The organism is Salinicola sp. V024, from assembly GCF_052645315.1.
In genome coordinates this window covers 291,730-310,900 of sequence record NZ_JBQXYB010000001.1, presented here as the reverse complement: position 1 = coordinate 310,900, position 19,171 = coordinate 291,730, and the positions used below count along the sequence as shown (strand labels likewise).

16 protein-coding genes, 1 tRNA gene and 1 pseudogene are annotated in these 19,171 nt (G+C 53.7%); 6 read left to right on the top strand and 12 right to left on the bottom strand.

Annotation, left to right across the window (positions count from 1 at the left end):
• Positions 1-16: 16 nt before the first annotated feature.
• The 5 genes from ACUN9V_RS01370 to ACUN9V_RS01350 all read right to left on the bottom strand — a co-directional run bounded on the left by ACUN9V_RS01370 (position 17) and on the right by ACUN9V_RS01350 (position 4,190).
• A complete protein-coding gene (locus ACUN9V_RS01370) occupies positions 17-1,297 on the bottom strand; it encodes a TRAP transporter large permease (protein ID WP_445510067.1) in 1,281 nt (426 codons plus the stop codon).
• Positions 1,294-1,812 carry a TRAP transporter small permease gene (locus ACUN9V_RS01365; protein WP_445510066.1) on the bottom strand — a complete coding sequence of 173 codons (519 nt, stop codon included), beginning with the start codon at positions 1,810-1,812 and terminating at the stop codon, positions 1,294-1,296. The genes ACUN9V_RS01370 and ACUN9V_RS01365 overlap by 4 nt, the downstream gene beginning before the upstream one ends.
• A 72-nt stretch (positions 1,813-1,884) precedes the next feature.
• Entirely contained in the window at positions 1,885-2,889 is a 1,005-nt protein-coding gene (locus tag ACUN9V_RS01360) for a TRAP transporter substrate-binding protein (protein ID WP_445510065.1), read from the bottom strand.
• A 639-nt stretch (positions 2,890-3,528) separates the two neighbouring features.
• Positions 3,529-3,951, bottom strand: coding sequence for a type II toxin-antitoxin system VapC family toxin (locus tag ACUN9V_RS01355; RefSeq protein ID WP_445510064.1), 423 nt, complete (start codon positions 3,949-3,951; stop codon positions 3,529-3,531).
• Positions 3,948-4,190 (bottom strand): FitA-like ribbon-helix-helix domain-containing protein, encoded by a 243-nt coding sequence (locus ACUN9V_RS01350; protein ID WP_445510063.1) that lies wholly within the window; start codon positions 4,188-4,190, stop codon positions 3,948-3,950. The genes ACUN9V_RS01355 and ACUN9V_RS01350 overlap by 4 nt, the downstream gene beginning before the upstream one ends.
• 227 nt (positions 4,191-4,417) lie before the next feature.
• Here ACUN9V_RS01350 and ACUN9V_RS01345 point away from each other — a divergent pair, with 227 nt between their 5' ends.
• Positions 4,418-6,034: a site-specific DNA-methyltransferase gene (locus ACUN9V_RS01345; RefSeq protein WP_445510062.1), complete on the top strand. Its 1,617-nt coding sequence runs from the start codon at positions 4,418-4,420 to the stop codon at positions 6,032-6,034.
• Entirely contained in the window at positions 6,034-8,565 is a 2,532-nt protein-coding gene (locus tag ACUN9V_RS01340) for a DEAD/DEAH box helicase (RefSeq protein WP_445510061.1), read from the top strand. The genes ACUN9V_RS01345 and ACUN9V_RS01340 overlap by 1 nt, the downstream gene beginning before the upstream one ends.
• 763 nt (positions 8,566-9,328) lie before the next feature.
• Here the strand turns inward: ACUN9V_RS01340 and ACUN9V_RS01335 are convergent.
• From ACUN9V_RS01335 to ACUN9V_RS01305, 7 genes and pseudogenes are all read right to left on the bottom strand, one after another.
• On the bottom strand, positions 9,329-9,544 hold the full coding sequence (locus ACUN9V_RS01335; RefSeq protein ID WP_445510366.1) for a hypothetical protein: 216 nt from the start codon (positions 9,542-9,544) through the stop codon (positions 9,329-9,331).
• A 228-nt stretch (positions 9,545-9,772) separates the two neighbouring features.
• Positions 9,773-9,901: pseudogene (locus tag ACUN9V_RS01330) on the bottom strand (helix-turn-helix domain-containing protein); the annotation flags it as partial.
• A 60-nt stretch (positions 9,902-9,961) separates the two neighbouring features.
• The gene (locus tag ACUN9V_RS01325) at positions 9,962-10,192 is read right to left on the bottom strand and encodes a DNA-binding protein (protein WP_445510060.1); all 231 of its coding nucleotides are present in this window, start codon (positions 10,190-10,192) and stop codon (positions 9,962-9,964) included.
• Between the two features lie 1,101 nt (positions 10,193-11,293).
• A complete protein-coding gene (locus tag ACUN9V_RS01320) occupies positions 11,294-12,160 on the bottom strand; it encodes an HAD family hydrolase (RefSeq protein ID WP_445510059.1) in 867 nt (288 codons plus the stop codon).
• Positions 12,161-12,213: 53 nt separating this feature from the next.
• Positions 12,214-12,939 (bottom strand): hypothetical protein, encoded by a 726-nt coding sequence (locus ACUN9V_RS01315; protein WP_445510058.1) that lies wholly within the window; start codon positions 12,937-12,939, stop codon positions 12,214-12,216.
• Between the two features lie 45 nt (positions 12,940-12,984).
• A complete protein-coding gene (locus ACUN9V_RS01310; protein WP_445510057.1) occupies positions 12,985-14,064 on the bottom strand; it encodes a site-specific integrase in 1,080 nt (359 codons plus the stop codon).
• 97 nt (positions 14,065-14,161) lie between these two features.
• Positions 14,162-14,238, bottom strand: a tRNA-Ile gene (locus ACUN9V_RS01305).
• Positions 14,239-14,322: 84 nt separating this feature from the next.
• Here ACUN9V_RS01305 and ACUN9V_RS01300 point away from each other — a divergent pair.
• From ACUN9V_RS01300 to ACUN9V_RS01285, 4 genes are all read left to right on the top strand, one after another.
• The gene (locus tag ACUN9V_RS01300; protein ID WP_445510056.1) at positions 14,323-14,931 is read left to right on the top strand and encodes a hypothetical protein; all 609 of its coding nucleotides are present in this window, start codon (positions 14,323-14,325) and stop codon (positions 14,929-14,931) included.
• Positions 14,932-14,934: 3 nt separating this feature from the next.
• Positions 14,935-15,678, top strand: a complete 744-nt coding sequence (locus tag ACUN9V_RS01295; RefSeq protein ID WP_445510055.1) for a 4'-phosphopantetheinyl transferase family protein — start codon at positions 14,935-14,937, stop codon at positions 15,676-15,678.
• 79 nt (positions 15,679-15,757) lie between these two features.
• Positions 15,758-16,654, top strand: coding sequence for a lipid A hydroxylase LpxO (lpxO, locus tag ACUN9V_RS01290; RefSeq protein WP_110692750.1), 897 nt, complete (start codon positions 15,758-15,760; stop codon positions 16,652-16,654).
• Between the two features lie 251 nt (positions 16,655-16,905).
• Complete coding sequence (locus ACUN9V_RS01285; RefSeq protein ID WP_445510054.1) at positions 16,906-19,050, top strand: TonB-dependent siderophore receptor; 2,145 nt, start codon at positions 16,906-16,908, stop codon at positions 19,048-19,050.
• Positions 19,051-19,171: the final 121 nt, after the last annotated feature.

Sequence of the window (19,171 nt, the reverse complement as noted above, 5' to 3'; positions counted from 1 at the left end):
ATGTCGATTGCACCATTCAACCTTTATGCAGAATACTTAATGGAAAGGTAACGATTTCGGGAAATAGAATCAGCGCAAATAGAATGGCTACGTACATCAACAGCATCGGCCATATGCCACGTGAGATATCGATAATACTGATTCTGCTGATGCTGCACCCGACATAAAGGACCGTGCCGACCGGCGGTGTTATTAAGCCAATGGACAAGTTAATGATCATCACCACGCCAAAATAGACAGGATCGATACCAAGCTGCTTGACTACCGGGATGAGGACGGGCGCGAAAATCAATACGGCAGGCGTCATATCCATGACGCACCCGAACAGCAACAGTATGACCATAATGATCAGCAGCATCAGCGTCGGACTATCTGTAATACTCGTGAGGGCCGAGGCGATTTGCGTGGGGACCTGCGCTACCGTGATGGCGTAAGCCGTGACGATGGCCGCCGAGGCGATCAACATCACGATGGCCGTGGTCTTGGCGGTATTGATAAGCACATCGAAAAGCTGCGTCGGGCGGACTTCTCCGTAGCAGAGACTGATCAGTAGAGCGTATACCGCTGCGACGACGCCTGCCTCGGTCGGCGTGAATACACCTCCACGTAGGCCGACGATGATGATGAGGGGCAGCAGTAAGGCCCAGAAGGCACGTTTGAAACTCCGCATGCGCGTCTGCCAATCGGCTCGCTTGAGCCGTTTCGTATCTGCTTTCCGAGCAACGAGCCACCAGGTAAACGTCATCCCCACCGCCATGAGAATCCCTGGGACGATACCGCCCATGAACAAGCCAGTAATCGAGACACCACCTACGACTCCATAGAGAATCAGGGGAATGCTTGGTGGAATCACGGTCCCCACGATGCCGACGGAGGCTACCAAGCCTGTCGAACGTTTCTTCTCATAGCCCTGGGCCACCATCATGGGGATGAGGATGGACCCAAGGGCCGCGGTATCGGCAACGGCGGAGCCGGACAGGCCAGCGAAAATGACGCCTGCTACGATGGCGACATATCCCAGGCCTCCCTTGACGTGCCCCACCAGTGACGAAGCAAAGTCGACTATGCGTCTGGAGACACCTCCAGCGTTCATGATCTCGCCGGTAAGAATGAAAAAAGGAATGGCCATCAGGGCAAAACTGTTGGCGCCGGTAATGAACTGTTCTGCCAGGGTCGTGATATCGAACATATCCTGAGTCCACATCATCACGACGGCAGAACTCAGCATGGCAAAGGCGATCGGCATGCCGATCAACATCAGCGAAAAAAGTACGCCGAGAAAGACGACGACCATCATAACCTGGGCTCCACGTCATGATCGTTCGCCCAGGTAGGGCCATTCCGTCCGGTTAGAACAAAGCTGATCGCTTGATACGCCATTACTACGGACATCAATACGGCCGCCACCATTCCTGCGTAATAATAGTTATTGATAGGGATATCGGTAGCGGGCCCCGTAATACCGACGTTCAGCTCGATAAGAACCAGAAGACCTTTGACCACGAGCGTCATCACCGCCACGGTCAGGGCCGTCGCCAGCAGAAAAAATGACTTCTGTAGCCAACCGGGAACATGGCGGGCCAGGATATCCACTCCCAAGTGGCTATGCTCTACCACGGCCAGGATGGACCCCAGAAACACAACCCACACGAAGAGGTACCGCGCAACCTCACTGGACCATGTCAACCCGCTATTGAATGCATAACGGAGCACGACATTGGCAAAAACGAACCCAACCATCAATATTAATGCAACGGCAATGGCAAGCCTTATTGACTTGTTCAAAAAACCAAAAAATGTCGTCATCGACATGGTACTACCTCTTATCCAATCGGATGGACCATGCGAACTCCCGGAATTCGCATGGCATAGATATTGCGGGTTTCATGAATCCCCACGCACCATATTCACCATCTCTTCGGCCCAATCATACTGGCTATAGAAATCGTCGTAGATCGGCTGGACCGCCTTGACCATTTCGTCATGGAACTCTTGACTAGGTTCAGTCACTTCCAAACCAGCTTTTTTCAAATCCTTTTTTATTTCTGAAGCGGAGTCACGCATCAATTGCCATTCCATCTCCATAGATTGGCGGGAAGCTTCCTGAATGACGTCCTTATCGGAATCGCTTAGATTGTCGTAAAAATCCTGGTTCATCAGATAGACATTGGGGCTGAACATATGCCTGCTCTCCAGCACATTATTCTGTACCTCATACCAGCCTGAGCGGTAAAGGGTCGCCAAGGGGTTGTCCTGACCGTCGATAACTCCTTGTTCGAGGGCCGGGTAGACTTCTGACATGCCCATTGTCTGAACATTGGCGCCTAGCGCCTGCCCTACTTTCACGTACAGTTCCAGGTTTGGCATTCTTAACTTGAAGCCATCGAAGTCTTCCATACTATCGATTTTATTTTTACTCGAGAAAACGCGGAACCCGTTAGCCGTCCACGCCAAAGGTTCGACACCGAGTTCACGAAAATAGGGATCGATCTTCTCTCCAATTGGCCCGTTGAGCATTGACTGAGCTTGGTCGTAGTCTTCGAACAAGAATGGCCACTCGGGAAAGCCGATTTGCGGCTTGGCTGTCTGCAGCCCCATGCCGGCAATTGCCATTTCAATGCTGCCTGTTCTTACGCCATTGGTGTATTGACGCTCATCACCAAGCGAGCTGTTCGGATAGATTTTGACCTGCATGTCAGAATGACTTTCGACGTACGGCTTGAATTTCTCCCGGATAGCAATGTTTTGCGGGTGGTCCTCCGCAAAATAACTCGCGATTTTGATGGTCGCAGAGCTTTGTGCATAGACATTTCCGGCAAACATGGCCGTCCCTATCAATGCAGAACCAACCAGAGTGCGGCCTATGATGGCTGAGATTGACCGTGTCATTTTTTGAGTCCCCCGTTAGCTGATACAGGCGCTGGTGTCAGAGGCTCTCATCGAGAACCGCCTGATATACTAGTATCCACTTTGCATCGCGCCTAGGAAGACTTTTGTCTAAGTGGGGGCTGGTTCAGTTTTGCCTTGGTAACGAAGGGACATCCGCGCCAAGGGTTACGAGGGATGACTGATACCATCTATGGAAACGATACCGGACTGGGTATCGCTAATATGCCGAGCTATTCTTGCGCTACGCTCATTCCGTAACTTCCGGCTTGGCTCAGCTGCAAAACCGCCATCAGACGGCCCTGGCCACAATGCGCTACGCTCACCTCTCGCCCGATCACTTGGCCGATGGGCTAAAATTTGGGCCTAAAATTGCCTGGTCGACACTTGGTTGACACCGACGAGAAATGGAACCCTGAAACGGGCAGAAAAGTGACGTAAGCTATTGATTTGATGGTGGGCCCAGTAGGACTTGAACCTACGACCAAGGGATTATGAGTTCGCTTTTAAATCAATAAGATACTGAAAGTTCTACGAAATCTATCGTAACCTAGCAAAGATTAAAGTACTGGATTATCAGAAGCTTAGCGAAGGTTAGTGTAACCTACCCGAACCAGCCACTGTACCGTCAGTGTACCGATATCAGCCCGTTTCCCAAGGGTTGATCGTCTCGACGCTCAACGTCTCGAAATCCTTTACATTGCGTGTCGCCAACACCGCTCCATGCTGGATGCAGATAGCTGCAATTTGGGCATCGGCCATGTGAACCTGCCTTCCTACACTCTCGCTGGCAGCGACCTGCTCTGCGTAGTGAATCGCAGCCCCGCTATCGAACGATAGGATGCGTCCAGAGAAATCTTCCTCGAACATTGCCGCCGCCTTGGCCGCGAAGCCACGCTTGCGCCTACCGTCTGGCAGGCGCTCGATACCATAGAGAATTTCTGCGATTGTAATAGCGGAAATTGTCACGGAAATAGCGTCCTGCCTATCCAGCCAGTCGATAACCCGGGCCTCTGGCTCAGGCCGCATCAGCTCGGATAGCACATTGGTATCAAGAACAATCATGCGCCGAAGCCCGGATCACGAGGCTTATCAGACCTAGGCGGCACTTCCAGTTCGATGCCCCCCGCGTCTGCGAATCGCTCACGTATGCGAGTCCCTAGCCCCTTTGCTTGAGGCTGGTTCAAGGCACTACGCAGAATGATGCGGACCTCCTCTTCCATGGAATGGCCATGACTAGCCGCCTCCATGCGAAGCTGAGTCTTTAATTGCTCATCCAAATTTCGAATTGTGATCGACGCCATGTCAGACTCTCCGTATGATTACAATGCCATCAATGCTAGCATAAAGCTAACGAGTGCGCCTATGCATGGCTATAGGTATCATGCTGGCCCGTAATAAAGGCTTCGAGGGCAGGGAGACCTGTGCTCGCTGTTGGAGCATAAGGAACTCATGAGCAAGTACGAGGGGCTAGACCGCGAAACGCTGATTCGCTTGCTGGAGCAGCGCGACCAAGGGTCGTCAATTAGGGTTGGTATGGGAGCGTGACGAAATAGATGCCGACCAGGCGATCAATGATGACTTCGTCGGCTTACAACTTGATACCTCTCTTTCTCATGGCGAAGCGCCTTGGGATAATCTGATTATCGAAGGTGACAATTACGATGCCCTTCGCGCCCTACGCATGACCCATGCCGGGCGAATCCGCTGTATCTATATAGACCCGCCCTACAATACCGGAAATAGGGACTTTGTTTACAACGACCGCTTCGTTGACAAGACCCACCGCTTCCGCCACTCGCTGTGGCTGGAGTTTATTTATCGGCGTCTGCTTTTAGCCAAAGATCTATTGGCAGAAGATGGCGTTATTTTCGTTAGCATCGATGATAATGAGTTATTCCGGCTTGGCATGCTAATGGACATGGTATTTGGACCAACCAGCAAATTAGCGACATTTGTCTGGCAGACAGATGGGAATTTTGATAACCAAGCCAAAATCAAGATAGCTCACGAGTACATCCTGGCTTATTCTCCAAATCCCGACCGCTTTCCAATGCCTCGGGTAGTCGACCCTAACATTGGAGAAGGCAGTAAGATTTTCCGTCCAAAAATTCGGAACACAATAGTAAAAAACGGGCCTAAAAACCCTGTTTCTGAAATCACTCTCCCCCCAGGATTCCCTGCCTCATTTGAAAACGGAATAGTGCCTGCTCGAAGTGATAGGTGGCCCCATATATCTACAGACATCCATGTCCATAAAGGCCATCTTGTCAATGAAGCTACTGTCAAAAGCGGATGGGCGAATCGAGGATTATGCCAAGCCTTTATTGATAGCGGATTTAAACCAGTTACCGATACCAAAGGGCAGTTAACTAGTTTTTTATTGACAGAAAATGGTGCCATCGAAAATATTAAAAAACGTGACACTCATTCGCACGTTGTTTCTGTTTTGCGAAACTTAGGCAACACGCAAAGCGATGGTGCTGCACTAGCCGAGATGGGGATTGATTTCACATACCCCAAACCGGTCTCGATGATGGCTTATTTATTATCCATCCTTGATGATCCTACTGCGATCGTGCTGGACTTTTTCGCTGGCTCCGGTACTACCGCCCATGCTATCGCAAAACTTAATGCTGGAGATGGTGGTCAGCGACGCTTCATACTCGTAAGTAACAGCGAAGCCACCGAAGATGCGCCGGAGAAGAATCTATGTCGCGATGTTTGCGCCGAGCGAGTTCGGCGGATTATGAGCGGCTACACCACTGCCAAGGGCGAAGATATCGGGGGGTTGGGTGGTAGCTTTGCCTATCTACGCACCCGCCAAGTACCAATGCACCGGCTACCGACAAAAATCGCTCACGATGAAGTTTGGCATGCTCTGCAACTGCTGCATGAAGCGTCACTTCAGCCTTGGGAAGGCAGCGGCTTTCAAGCCATCGAAACCTATGATGGCTGGGTTGCTTATCTGGCCAATCAGAATGCAGACAGCATCGAGCGGCTACAGACTTGGCTGGATAAAGCCGAGCCAATCCGTGGGCGAGTCTATAGCTGGTCACCGGAGCGCTTCGAGGCAAAAGCGCCATTACTCGACTGGCCACGAATTCCTGATGCCTTACAGGCCCGTTTCAGCAAAAGGAAGCGATAATGCCGCTCGTTCTCAAGCCATTTCAGGAAACGCTCTGCGACGGACTGGTTGCTCGCTTCAATAATCTAGCGGAGCAATATCGGCATCTCAGTAATTTCAGCGAAGCCGAGCTAAAGACTGTACGCGAACAAGATGCGGCGGTAGTCCTCCAGGCACCTACAGGGTCCGGTAAGACGGCCATTGCCATCGAAGCAATGGCGCGCTTCTCATCACAAGAACAGGTTCTCTGGTTCTGGTTCGCCCCCTTTGCCGGCCTGGTCGAGCAAGCCCGCAAGACCCTGCATGCGCAGGCGCCGAGTTTACGCGTGCTTGACTTGGCATCGGATCGTCGACCGGATCTCGCCAACGAGGGCGGGGTGTTCGTCACAACCTGGAGCGCCGTAGCGACTAGCAATGCCTCCGGGCGCCGTGCGCGTAACACCAGCGATACTGGCCTGTCCGTCGATGCGTTGATCGGGTTAGCTCGCCAACAGGGTATTCGCATCGGCTGTATCGTTGACGAAGCACATCACGGTTTCCAGCGTGCGCGTCAGGCACAGGTTTTCTTTCGCGACGTGCTGAAACCCGACTATGCGCTACTAATGACAGCGACCCCGCGCGATACCGATATCGCTCCCTTCCAGCGTGATACTGGATATCGCCTGGGCGATGAGGCTGATTGGGCCTCCGTGGCACGCATCGATGCGGTCAATGCCGGGCTACTTAAGCGGGGCGTGCGTGTAGTGCGCTTCCTTGCCAAGGACGATGACACTGAACAATTGATCGACTTCGAACAATTGGCGTTGCGCGAATGTACAGAGACGCACCGGCTAATCAAGAAGATGCTAGCCAATAGCGGCACGAATCTAACCCCGCTCATGCTGGTACAAGTGCCCAATGGCAAGGCTGCGCAGGAAACCGCTCGGCGACACCTAATCGATAACCTCGGTTTCGCCGAAGATGCGATACGTATCCATACCAGCGACGAGCCCGACGCCGATCTGATCTCGCTGGCCAATGATCCAAAGGTCGAAGTACTGATCTTCAAAATGGCTGTAGCGCTGGGCTTTGATGCACCCCGCGCTTTCACTCTCGCGGCGCTGCGTGGCGCGCGCGATCCCTCCTTCGGAGTGCAGGTGGTAGGCCGACTCATGCGCGTACATGCGCTGTTGCAGGGGCGCGATGACCTTCCAGAAGCACTTGGCTATGGCTACGTGTTCCTTGCCAACGCCGAATCGCAGGAAGGGTTGCTGAACGCTGGGGCGCAGATTAACAGCTTGCGCACTCAGGCACCGGAAGTAGGTACTTCGACGACTATCACTTATAGCGGAACTCAGCGCAGCGTGCAGCTTACGCGTACCGGAGAATCTTTCGCGCTGACGATAAATCCTGAGGGCGACGTCACTCGGGAAAACGCCGACGGAAGCGCAAACGAGCAGCAATCCGATGGCAGTGGCCCGCCTGATACAAATAAATCCTGGCAGGGGATGCTGGAATTCGGTCAAGCCGCATTGACGCAGGCTGAGCAGCATCGACGCGGCGAAAAAAAGCCACCCCCTGAAGGCAACACAAACCAGTCATTAGCCGGATTGAGCCTGTCGGTGCAGGAAACAAATCGTCAGTATCCGCGACGGAAGGATGTGCCTGCCATACTTCGTGGTGAGCGCTTGCCTCCCGCGCCGCTCGATTTAGAAATCCGCTTGGTCGGATTCGTCGATTTTACCGCTCAAGTCTTGGCCAGCCGAGAACGCGTACGTACTCAAGTACGCCGAGGTGAAACCGATATTTTCAATAATGGACATATCGCGGAGAACGGTAGCGATGTATGGGCCCAACTATCGATAGCTGCAATCGCCGAAAAGGCGCGGCAGGTCGTATTAAGGCTGGAAGGCGTAAACGAGCGTGAAATTCGTGAGCGACTACTTGATCGCTTCAAGCATGCAATCGAAGCCAGTGGCGCCGTGCCGCCTGAGGACGAGGAAGTTTTAGAACAGCAACTCGATCGAGTGCTGATTAGCCATCCAGCATTGTTACGCGAAGCCTGTCGCAGGGCGCGACTGGCTCAGGTGCATGATATTGAAGTGTCGATTCCGCCTGTGTTGGAAAGCGAAGTTCCACTGGAGACAGCCGAGCGCAACGTTTATGGCGTTTTTCCAATCGGCATGAACGAGGATGAGCGACGTGTAGCGCGGCTGCTGGATCAGGATACGCGAGTATTGTGGTGGCACCGCAACCCTGTCGGCGCTCATAGACCCGATGCCGTGGGACTGTATCGCTGGGACGAAGGAGATGGCTTTTTCCCCGATTTCATCGTCGCTATTGAGGGCCGAGAAACGCCTGACCAGATCGCACTGCTAGAAATCAAAGGTGCACATCTATGGGGTGTAGGCAAGGAAGCTGAAAAGGCCGCAGCCGAGCATCTTGATTATGGGCGTGTGTACATGGTGGGCCGCCGCCGTGGAGAGTCCAGTTATAAGTTTCTAAGAAATCTCAGTGGCCGACTCGAAGAGGAATCCACTTTCGAGATCCCCCGCATGGCTTGGCGCTCATGACCATGTATGGGACGGGTGGTGTGTTGGTAAGGCGGTAGCCGCCCAGCCTCGCAGAGCAGGATGACATCGAGCCCTACGGCGAGTATATGACTTGCATTGTACCGTAGCCGCTTGCGGCGTACCGGTACAATGCACATCCTGCCATTTTCTTCTGAGGCATTTTAAAGCATTGCCCTATAAGTGCCTTACAGTGCCCTTGTTTGCCCTACCTTGCCTTTATTTGCCCTACTGTGTCTTAGCGAGCCCTACCGTGCTTTTGTTTGCCCTAGCGTGCCTTATGATGGCGCCTTTCCTCCGGGACATTGTTGCCGCAGCGCTTCGCAGCAACCCTCCGATTGAATCGGAACGCCAAAAGAAGAAATAACGCTGCGTACAGCAAAATCGGCAAGAGCAAGATGCACAGACGGTATAGAGACTCCATCGCTTACTCCTGGCGCACTAATAAACGTGACAAATTCACGTAAATATTTAGGATTTCACTGCACAGCAATCATGCCATACGATCCCATCTCTAAAATTGCTTCAGAATGCCCTCTAAGGGTTTTCTCCGATCAACCTAGGCCAACCCCTTAGGTTAAGCATCTAAACGCCTCAGAAAGCATCGTTATGCCTTTTTGGCGTATTTTTCATTTCGTCTTGAGACAACTGCTTTTTAATCTGCAAGAAGGCTTCCCTGCCTTGCGCCGCTTCTGGCTGTCCATACCCCGCTCGCCGTGAGTATTCAAAGCAGGCATAGGTAGGCTCGAAATTTCCTTCGTGATAGCTACGTACGACTGCTTGAAACCAGTTCACTGGGGCTTTGTTTATTCGCCCGCACACCAAAGCACCTTATCAGCTCATCAATCAGCAGGCCCGCATAGCCAAGGTCGACTTGGTGAAGCATACGCGCAATCAAGGCCTTCTCGCCTTGCATCACAGCATCAGGCAATGACCCGACCATATCTTCAATTGATTCATGCTCATGCTCGAAGTTATCCACAGGGCTACTCCTAACTTCCTTTTTTACTTCCTTTGGTTGTTCTAGGGGTGACATAGCTATGTCACCCCCGAGGGTGTCACCGGTGTCACCCTCCCCCTGACACTCTGTCACCCTCCCCACCGTTAGGGGTGTCAATTTGTCAGGGTCCCTCTCAAGCGCTAAGCGATAGCAATTAGAGGTTTGGCGACCGTGACTTTCGTAACGGGCTTCGGTGGTGATCAGGCCGTCTGCCTGCAATGTCTTAAGTGCACGACGTACAGTCCGGCTAGAGGCACCGCTCATTCGCGCGATCGTGTTCACGTTTGGCCAGCATTTTCCCTCGCGGTCGGCGTGGCGGGCGAGCACTACCAGAACCATCTTGGTGGCTGGAGCGCATTCCAGAGCCAGCACCCAATCCAAGGCGCGATAACTCATCGCTTATTCCGCTGAGGCGATGTACTCGGCGATCTGAGGCGTACGGAAATACACCCGGCGACCGATCTTGATTCGCGCCTTTTTGATCTCCTGCGCATAACCGTGTGGTTTGCTCATAGCTATGCGAAGACCATCCGGGCTTCGATGTAGTAGCTCATCAAGCTGGGGCAGGCTGATAAGCGGGCCATACTTATCGAGCAGGGAGCGCTCGATTGCGATCTTTGTCGTTTCCAACGGTCAGCATCCATTGGTTACGTTGGTTTGCGTAATCTATGCCGAGCAGAGTGGAAAGAAAGGAACCGTATATGTAAGAATGGTTGACATCTTAGGCATACCCTAAGGACAAGCGGATGCGTGAGGATTTCTACCTGCTCAACCCAGTCCCCGGCTGCTCTCCAGAGCTTGCAGAAGCTCTTATTAATTTCCGAGAAAATGTCACGGAATCACATTCGACACATTCTAGGCGCTGGTCAATTTGGTCACTCGCTGGACGGAACCTTGATCGAAGCATTGCTCAAACGATGGCAGCATATGGTCTTCTTAAGATGTTTGATAAAGAAACGTTTTCGTCTTCGCGAAACAGAACACATTAAATGCTGCAGATATTTATCTCACCAAGCTTGCTAAACCTTTTTCGGAGACCAGCTTTATTTATAATATCGATGTTATGCGCAACGTATTACTCTTCTGCCACAACAAAAAGCCTAAGCATACTCAGACTCATTTTATTGCCAAAGAGAAATATTCCAAAGTATCCAGAGCTTGGCATAAATCATTCTGCGAACTATGTTGGAGAAAGAGTCAAGCTGAAGAAGAACTAAGAAATGGAGCGAAGCACACAAACAAAAGTATGCGATTTTGCGAAAAGCACGACCCTAGAGATAAAAATTCTTTCTACCGCCGCGACCATAACAAGCGAAATAACCTAGATAGTCTTCTGCGGGAACTGGAGAAGACCGGATATTACTACAATATTTTTGACGAAAGCCAAGTCATACATCTTCGGAAGCTTGCATGTAGAATGCTTTTACTGAACATTACTTCTTCGCATCTCAGGGTCTTCGATCTGTTACTCGAAGGTTACTCACAATCTGAAATAGTCAGAGATACTGGCGTATCAAGACAGGCAATCTCAAAACTTAAAAATAAGCATAAGCACATAATGCAGTCTTGGTTTGAGTTAAAAACCTCTAGCTATCCTATCGACCCTGCGGACCTTGAGATTTGGGAAAAATAAGCTAATTAGATAACCCCTATTTACAAGATTTCTTATCTTCTAGAAACTCATCGCACATAACTAGAAAACAAGAAATTTTGCTATGAATTAAAAACTCTCTATCCTAGTGAAATTTCATTCAAAATATCAAAAACCTCGTTGAAGGAACTCTTTGCTACTGCGTCAGGCAAGACGCCGGAAGCCTCTTTCGCTAATTCTTTTTCTCGCTTTACATCTTCTTGAGTCCAGTGCGATACGCGAACTAACTTTTTATAATCATCTTCGTTATGTTGCGTACCATATTTTGCCCAAATAGAAAATACTTCTGCTCTCTTTGCCATGAGAATATCACGCGCTATACTGTCACCCACATAGGCAGCCTCACTTGTTTTCACATTTTCTCTAGCACAAATCTCTAATAAGACTTCCCGGCTTGGTTTACGTTGATGATGTGTAAGCTCCACAATTTTTTCCAATGGAAAGCTTACGAAACTTTCCTGAACTTTTTTAGTTACCGGATGGATAGCGCTTGCCCGCTCACGACAATATATTTTGCTAAAATACTGCGTCAATCCAAGCCTGGACAACCGATCAACCGTTGCGTAAAACTTACTCTCTGTATGCGCTACTATTTTTATATTGTAGCTTTGCATTTTTTCCAGCCCCTCTATGACCCCCGGATATAAAGTTAAATTATTTTTGCGATAGGAATTAAAAGCATAGAATGCGGAATCAAGTATATTAGCAACCTCACTCGAATCTTTTCCTGGAAACATTCTAGTTATAGTTTCCGTTTCTAAAAGTGCAAACGGGTGCTCTGAGTCATGGTGAAAGCGATGAACCTCCCTGAAGTCATCAAGCAGTCTTTCACGATTGCATCCGGTAATTTTCACCACCTCATCGACCATAGCGTAAAACGAGCCAACAAAATATTTTACCCAGTCATAAAGAGTGTTATCTAAATCGCAAACAATCAGCTTCTTCATCTTTCACCTAACCTCAAGTTAAAAAAACCAGTGTAGTGAGCCCTTCGACGCGTTCATCCTTCTTCCTTAGGAGTTGGTGTTGGTGTTGGTGTTGGTGTTGGTGTTGGTGTTGGTGTTGGTGTTGGTACAGCCACTTCTTTTTTTGCTTCCGATTCAGAGCTTGAAGGGTCAAATAAATTTGAAATACTAGAGCTAGTATTAAAGCAAAACAACAGAACAGCAAATGCAAGCAGAGCAGCAATTGCCCACCTATAGAAATGCCTTATCTTATGTTCCGCTGTAATTCTTACGCCCCCTTCGTATTTATTTGTATCCTCATTAAGCTTGGCATCACTATATCTACTGAAGTGAGAAATTGCCTGAGTCATCCCTTTTTCAAGGTCTAATATTTCTCGCAAGTATTTATTCTCTAGGTCCTCACCAAAAGTCACTGCCCCACGCAGCATCCTATGGTAAACCCCCAGGTCAAGTTTACTGACACTTAAGATAGCCAGAGTGGCTGCTAACATCAGCATCACCCCGACATGAAATCTCCAACCCATGAAAGATAATGCAAAATCATCTTCTTTAGCTATTAATACTACTGCAACACCAAGAGATGCTGTAGCAAACGTCAGCCCTAGCTGACGAGACTTTACTGACATTTCATTAAAGTGCATTTGTGTTTCTATTGCTTTCTTCCAAATCTCTAAAATCCGGTCCTTATCTTCATGACTTAACCCACCTTCATGACTTGCCAATTTTTCATCACCTTCTACATCACCACTTACTTTAGACATATTATTCCCTCTTCAGTCTCAAAATTTAAAAAAATTTATCATTTTTTATAGGGGTGGGTCACTTTTAGTAGCCCTCAAATTGTCTAGCCTTACCACTAATTCCTCTGCTCTAAGATGGGTGTATCGTCTTAGCATTTGCATCGACTTATGACCACTGATTGCTGCGACCTCTTGGTCAGACAAACCCGCTTCCACCAGCCGACTAACGGCTTCATGGCGTAGGTCGTGAAAGCGGAAGTCAACAAGTCCGGCCTTCTTCTTTGCCTCATTCCAAGCCTTGGTGTAGGCGTAAGGCCCTCGCTTGCCACCTTTACCGGCCTCACCAAAGAACACCAGGTTGCAATCGAGCGGGCGCACAGGGTTGTTCAGTGCCTGCTTGAACACTTCGGTGGCAGCCTGAGTCAGCGGCACCAGGCGGGCTTCGTTGTTCTTGGTGTCGGTGAGGCGCACCACGCGGCGTTTTACGTCGACCTGAGAGCGAGTGAGGGTCAGTATCTCCGACGAGCGCATGCCCGTCTCCAGGGCGACTCTGGCGACCCAGGCCAGCATGGGGTTGCTGTGCTGTCTCAGCACGGCAAACAGGCGCTTCTCCTCGTCGGGATTCAGGCGACGGTCGCGCCCTTCTCCAGGGCTGGGCTTGCGGATGTTCTGGACGGGGTTGTAGGTCAGCCCCAGGCCCCATTCCTGGATGGCCACGGTGTAGAGGTGGCCAAGCAGGGCGAGTTCCAGGCGCACGGTATTGGGACTAATGGGCCGGCCCCGGTGTCCGAGGCTGTTGAGCCGCGTGTCGCGATAGTTGGCGATCAGTTCCGGCGTCAGGGCTGCGAGGGAGTATTTTCCCAGAAGTTCGATCAGCGTGCCCGCCTTGTGGCGCTCGCTCTTCTGGGTGCTGGTCTTCTTGGTCGGGGTGACGTCGGCCAGATAACGCTTGAGCGCAGCTTCGAGCGTCATGCGCTCAGAGGCGCTGCGCTGGATATAGACACCACGCACCATTTCATCTTCGGTGCGGCGGCTCCAGTCCTGAGCGTCACGTTTGGTACGAAAGGTCTTGGCGGTGGTGGGCCAGCCGGTCTTGCGGATGACGGCTTTCCAGCTACCAGCGGGGGTCTTGACGATGGTGGCCATGAAAATCTCCAGGGGGCTGAAGGATCGGCACTGTACCGAAACTGTACCCTTGGAACATGGGACTCACCAGAGAGAATTGCTAAGTCACTGTTTTATATGGTGGGCCCAGCAGGACTCGAACCTGCGACCAAGGGATTATGAGTCCCCTGCTCTAACCAACTGAGCTATAGGCCCTGAAACGCGGGAGCCGTATGATAACCAAAGCGGCCGGCACAGGCCAGCCGCTGTTGAAGGTCATGAACGTCCAGGGAGGACACGATGTCATCTAACACGATCATCCGCCGGATTGCCGGCATCGGCTTGGCTGCGGGCCTGGTGACATTCTGCGGCATGGCCCAGGCCGCGTGGCAGCTCGACCCCAATCAGTCCCGGGTCACGGCCACGGTGACCGAGATCACCAGCGGCGGCGAGTCCATTACCCACGAGCACTCGCTGCGCCGCATGGAAGGCCAGATCAGCGCGGACGGTACGTTGAAGCTGCCCGTCCGGCTCAACCAGACGGACGTGCTCGATCGGCTGGGCGAGCTGCCGCCGTGGATGTCATCGTTGACCAACACCACGCTGGTGACGGTGGTCACGCAACTGCCGCCGGAGCGGATCAATTCGTTGAAAGTCGGTCAGTCGACGGTGGAGATACTGACCCTGCGCACGGATTCCAACGGCGAACAGCGCCAGGAGAAGCTGCCGGTGCGTTTCACCCGCGAGTCGGAGGATGTGGTGCGCGCGCGCAATGCCGAGCCGGTATCCCTCGATGGCAAGGCGCTGATGCAGAACCAGAACGTGCGTTCGATCCTGTCGTTGATGGGTTACCAGCAGATCGGCGATGACGTGCCGGTCGAGCTCAACGCCGTGCTGGTCGATCGTTGATCGATGCCTGATCCGGCAACCGCTATCGAACCCTTACCGCCGGGCTGCCATTCGCGATCGTGCGAATGGCCTTGGCGCCGGCCTTTCCCGGGCGCGCAGTTCAGCGCCCTGCGCTTCGAGACCGAAGCGCTCTGTGATATCGATCCCGCCACCTGGCATGTTTCTCTGCCGAGCCGCCTCGAGACGGCTGCCGCCAAACGGCGGGCGGAGTTCGTGTGTGGCCGCCTTGCCGCTCGGCACGCCCTCGGTGCGCTGACGGGTTCGCGATCGACACCCGCGCAGGACGTCGAACGGCTCCCCGACTGGCCCGCTGGCACCGTTGGCTCGATCACTCATAGCCGGGGCCTCGCGGCAGCGGTCGTCGCCAGGCGCCCGGATTTTGAAGGCGTCGGGCTGGATGCCGAGGTCATGATGAGCGCCGAGCGTGCCCGGCGCCTGGCGCCGCAGATTCTGGTGGGATCGGAGCAGGAGTGGTTCGAACGGCTAGCCGTCGAGAGCCAGGGGGAATTCGTGACGCTGGTGTTTTCGCTCAAGGAGAGCCTGTTCAAGGCGCTCTATCCGCTGGTGCGTCGGCGCTTCTACTTTCCGGACGCCCGGCTGATCGCCTGGGACGCTCGCGAGGGCTCGGTCACCATCGAACTGCTCAAGACGTTGTCGTCACAGTGGCCGGCGGGTAGCCGTCTATTCGGCCACGTCACGGCTATCGATGAGTATCTGTTGACGCTGATCATGATTCAGGGAAAATAGTAAGCCAACAAATCATTTGCGCGACATGCGATTGCATCAACCGCGATCGCGACTGGCTAGCCCCTGGAACATTCCCCCTATGATCAAATGGATTCTCATACTGCTCTTCCTCGCTAGTGTGCTTTATACCCACTACCGCGGTCGCGTACGCCACAAGCCGCTGCGTCAGGCCTCCGACCATTCCACCTTCATGGCGCCGATCAATGCGCTAATGACGTTGTTCGGCCGCGACAGGGATCGCCCTTATCACGATCTGGCTAGCTATCCGGAACTCGAACGGCTGACCGGCAACTGGGAGACGATCCGCGACGAGGCGATGGCGCTGCAGGATCATATCAAGGCGTCTTCACGCTACGACGATGCCGGTTTCAATTCGTTCTTCCGCCGCGGCTGGAAGCGCTTCTATCTGAAGTGGTACGGCGAAAGTCATGCCTCGGCCGAGCAGCTCTGCCCGCGGACCACGCAGCTGCTGGCCGGCATTCCCAACGTCAAGGCGGCGATGTTCGCCGAGCTGCCGGCAGGCAGCCATCTGACCTTGCACCGCGATCCCTACGCCGGTTCGCTGCGCTATCATCTGGGCTTGATCACGCCCAACGACGACCGCTGCTATATCGATGTCGATGGCGAGAAGTACAGCTGGCGCGACGGCGAAGCGGTGATGTTCGACGAGACCTATCTACACCGTGCCGAGAACGGGTCGGATCAGAATCGCATCATTCTGTTCTGCGACATCGAACGGCCGATGAAGTATGGCTGGGCGCGCAGCCTCAACCATTTCTTCGGCCGCACGGTGATGGCCGCCGCCAGCTCGCCCAATGACGACAGCGACCGCACCGGCGGATTGAATCGCGCCTTCAAGTACATCTATGCCGTACGCCGACAGGGCAAGGCGCTGAAAAAACGCAACAAGCCGCTCTACTACGCGATCAAGTGGGCGTTGTTCGCGTTAGTCATCATCGCGATCATCGCCTGGTAGACAAACCCGGCGGGCCGTTCATGGTCCGCCGCTTTCCATTTTCTGCTTCCCTCTCTGCTTCCCTCTCTGCTTCCCGCTTCCCGCTTCCCGCTTCGATGGATCATCGCCGCACTTCGGCCGATCATGTACCGCCCGACGCCGTTTATTGAAAATAATTGTCATTTCGGTTCAGAAATTCGACTCCCCTCCGTCTTCTTCTGGGCAACGTCCATGGATAAGAACGAGTTTCATTCAAGGGGAGTCTGTCATTCATGCATCATGTTCTGCGTTACCCGGTAAGTGCACTGGCCTGCGCTTGCCTGTCGTTCCCGGTCTGGGCCCAGCAGACGGGTGACGATACGGCATCCAGCTCGGCACCCGGCGGCACGGCGGCCAGCAGTACCTCTCTCGATACCGTCACGGTGACCGGACAGTCTGCCGCCACCAAGACCGAGACACCCGTCGTCGAAACCCCGCAGACCGTCTCCAATGTCGATCGCGAGGAAATGGACGAACGTGGCGTACGTACGCTGCGTGAAGCCGCGCAGTACACGCCCGGGGTCTACACCAATCAGGTCGGGGCCTCGAACCGCTATGACTATCTGGTCATGCGGGGCTTCTCCGACGGCAGCCTGAGCAACACCTATCTCGACGGGCTCAAGGTGATGGGGGACGCCAACGGCTACAGCTCGATGGTGATCGACCCGTGGTTTCTGGATAACGTCGAGATCGTCAAGGGGCCGGCGTCGGTGCTCTATGGCCGCTCATCACCCGGCGGCCTGGTGGCGTTGACCAGCAAGAAGCCGCTGTTCGAGGATCGCAACGAGCTGCGCTTCAGCACCGGGACCAACAGCCAGCGCAGCGCCGCGTTCGACTTCTCCGGGCCGCTGGACGACGAGAGCCGCGTCGCCTATCGCCTGGTCGGGATCGGCAGCAAGAGCGATACCCAGTTCGGGCCGATCGAGGAAGAGCGCTACGCCATCGCGCCGTCGATCACCTGGGATGCGACCGATGACACATCCGTCACCTTCATGGCCTACCTGCAGAAGGACCCGGAAGGCGGTTACCACTCCGGCGTGCCCTACGAGGGAGCCGTCAGCAGCCATAACGGCCGCCACATCGGCAATGATTTCTTCGACGGCGAAGACGACTACGACAAGTTCGAGCGTACCCAGCGCATGTTCGGCTATGACCTCGAGCACCGCTTCAGCGACAACGTTACCGCCCGCCAGAAGCTGCGCTACCTGAACTCGGACGTCGAGCTGAATCAGGTCTACGGCTACGGCTGGGTGTCGCCGGACTCCAACGAACTAAACCGTTATTACTCCGGCGGCCGCGAATCCCTCGACGCCTGGACCGTCGACAACCAGGTGGAAGCGAAGCTCAAGAGCGGCTTCATCGATCACACCGTGCTGGTCGGCGTGGACTATCAGAAGCGCAAGAACGATGTGGAATGGACCGCCGGCGCATTCCCCAGCATCGATGCCTTCAACCCCAGCTACGGCGCCGACCCGATCGGAGACATCGCCGTCACCAACGACGAGCGCCATGAACTCACCCAGACCGGCATCTATCTGCAGGACCAGATGGCGATCGATCGCTGGCGTCTGACCCTCGGCGGCCGCTACGACTGGGTCGATATCAAGAACACCGACCATCTGAACGATACCGAAAGCACTCTCGACGACACCCAGTTCAGCGGCCGTGCCGGCGTGCTCTATCGGTTCGATAACGGGATCGCGCCCTACCTGAGCTACAACACCGCTTTCACCCCGACCAGCTTCGTCGATGGTAACGGCGATCTGCTGGAACCGATGGAAGGCGAACAGTGGGAGACCGGGCTCAAGTATCAGCCGCCGGAAAGCCGCGATCTCTACACCTTGTCGCTGTTCCGGATCAATCAGGAAAACGTGGCGACTAAGGAGCAGCCCACCGACGACTATCGCTCCGTGGGCGAGATCCAGTCTCAGGGCGTCGAGCTGCAGGCGCGCACCTACCTGACCGACAACTTCCGGTTGCAAGCAGGCTACAGCTATACCGACATCACCTACGAGAAAAGCGACGTGCCCGGCGAGCAGGGTAACCACGCCATCTATGCACCGCGCCATCAGGCCAGTCTCTGGGGTCACTATACCTTTGACCGCGGCACTCTCGACGGACTGGATGCCGGCGTTGGCGTGCGGTATTACGGCGATATCTACGCCGACCGGGCCAATACCGAGAAAGTCCCCGACTACACCCTGGTGGACGCCGCCGTGGGCTACGACTTGAGCCAGGTCGGGCTAAAAGGCGTCAACGCCCGGGTCAACGTGGGCAACCTGCTCGACAAGGAGTACGTCGCCTCGTGTAACTCGCTCGAGTACTGCTACTTCGGCGCGGAGCGGAATGTCACCGCCACCGTTTCCTATCAGTTCTAGCATGATCTCGTTCTAACACAGCCCGTTCTAACGCGGCCTGTTCCAGCACGGCCCGTTCTAGAACGTCCCGGGCTGATCGATCGCCGGCTGCAGGAAGCGGCCGGCACTCATCGACACTTGC

Coding starts and splice junctions, on each gene's coding strand:
- ACUN9V_RS01370 (WP_445510067.1), bottom strand. CDS start 1,297: ATGATGGTCGTCGTCTTTCTCGGCGTACTTTTTTCGCTGATGTTGATC.
- ACUN9V_RS01365 (WP_445510066.1), bottom strand. CDS start 1,812: ATGTCGATGACGACATTTTTTGGTTTTTTGAACAAGTCAATAAGGCTT.
- ACUN9V_RS01360 (WP_445510065.1), bottom strand. CDS start 2,889: ATGACACGGTCAATCTCAGCCATCATAGGCCGCACTCTGGTTGGTTCT.
- ACUN9V_RS01355 (WP_445510064.1), bottom strand. CDS start 3,951: ATGATTGTTCTTGATACCAATGTGCTATCCGAGCTGATGCGGCCTGAG.
- ACUN9V_RS01350 (WP_445510063.1), bottom strand. CDS start 4,190: ATGGCGTCGATCACAATTCGAAATTTGGATGAGCAATTAAAGACTCAG.
- ACUN9V_RS01340 (WP_445510061.1), top strand. CDS start 6,034: ATGCCGCTCGTTCTCAAGCCATTTCAGGAAACGCTCTGCGACGGACTG.
- ACUN9V_RS01320 (WP_445510059.1), bottom strand. CDS start 12,160: ATGAAGAAGCTGATTGTTTGCGATTTAGATAACACTCTTTATGACTGG.
- ACUN9V_RS01315 (WP_445510058.1), bottom strand. CDS start 12,939: ATGTCTAAAGTAAGTGGTGATGTAGAAGGTGATGAAAAATTGGCAAGT.
- ACUN9V_RS01310 (WP_445510057.1), bottom strand. CDS start 14,064: ATGGCCACCATCGTCAAGACCCCCGCTGGTAGCTGGAAAGCCGTCATC.
- ACUN9V_RS01300 (WP_445510056.1), top strand. CDS start 14,323: ATGTCATCTAACACGATCATCCGCCGGATTGCCGGCATCGGCTTGGCT.
- ACUN9V_RS01295 (WP_445510055.1), top strand. CDS start 14,935: ATGCCTGATCCGGCAACCGCTATCGAACCCTTACCGCCGGGCTGCCAT.
- lpxO (WP_110692750.1), top strand. CDS start 15,758: ATGATCAAATGGATTCTCATACTGCTCTTCCTCGCTAGTGTGCTTTAT.
- ACUN9V_RS01285 (WP_445510054.1), top strand. CDS start 16,906: ATGCATCATGTTCTGCGTTACCCGGTAAGTGCACTGGCCTGCGCTTGC.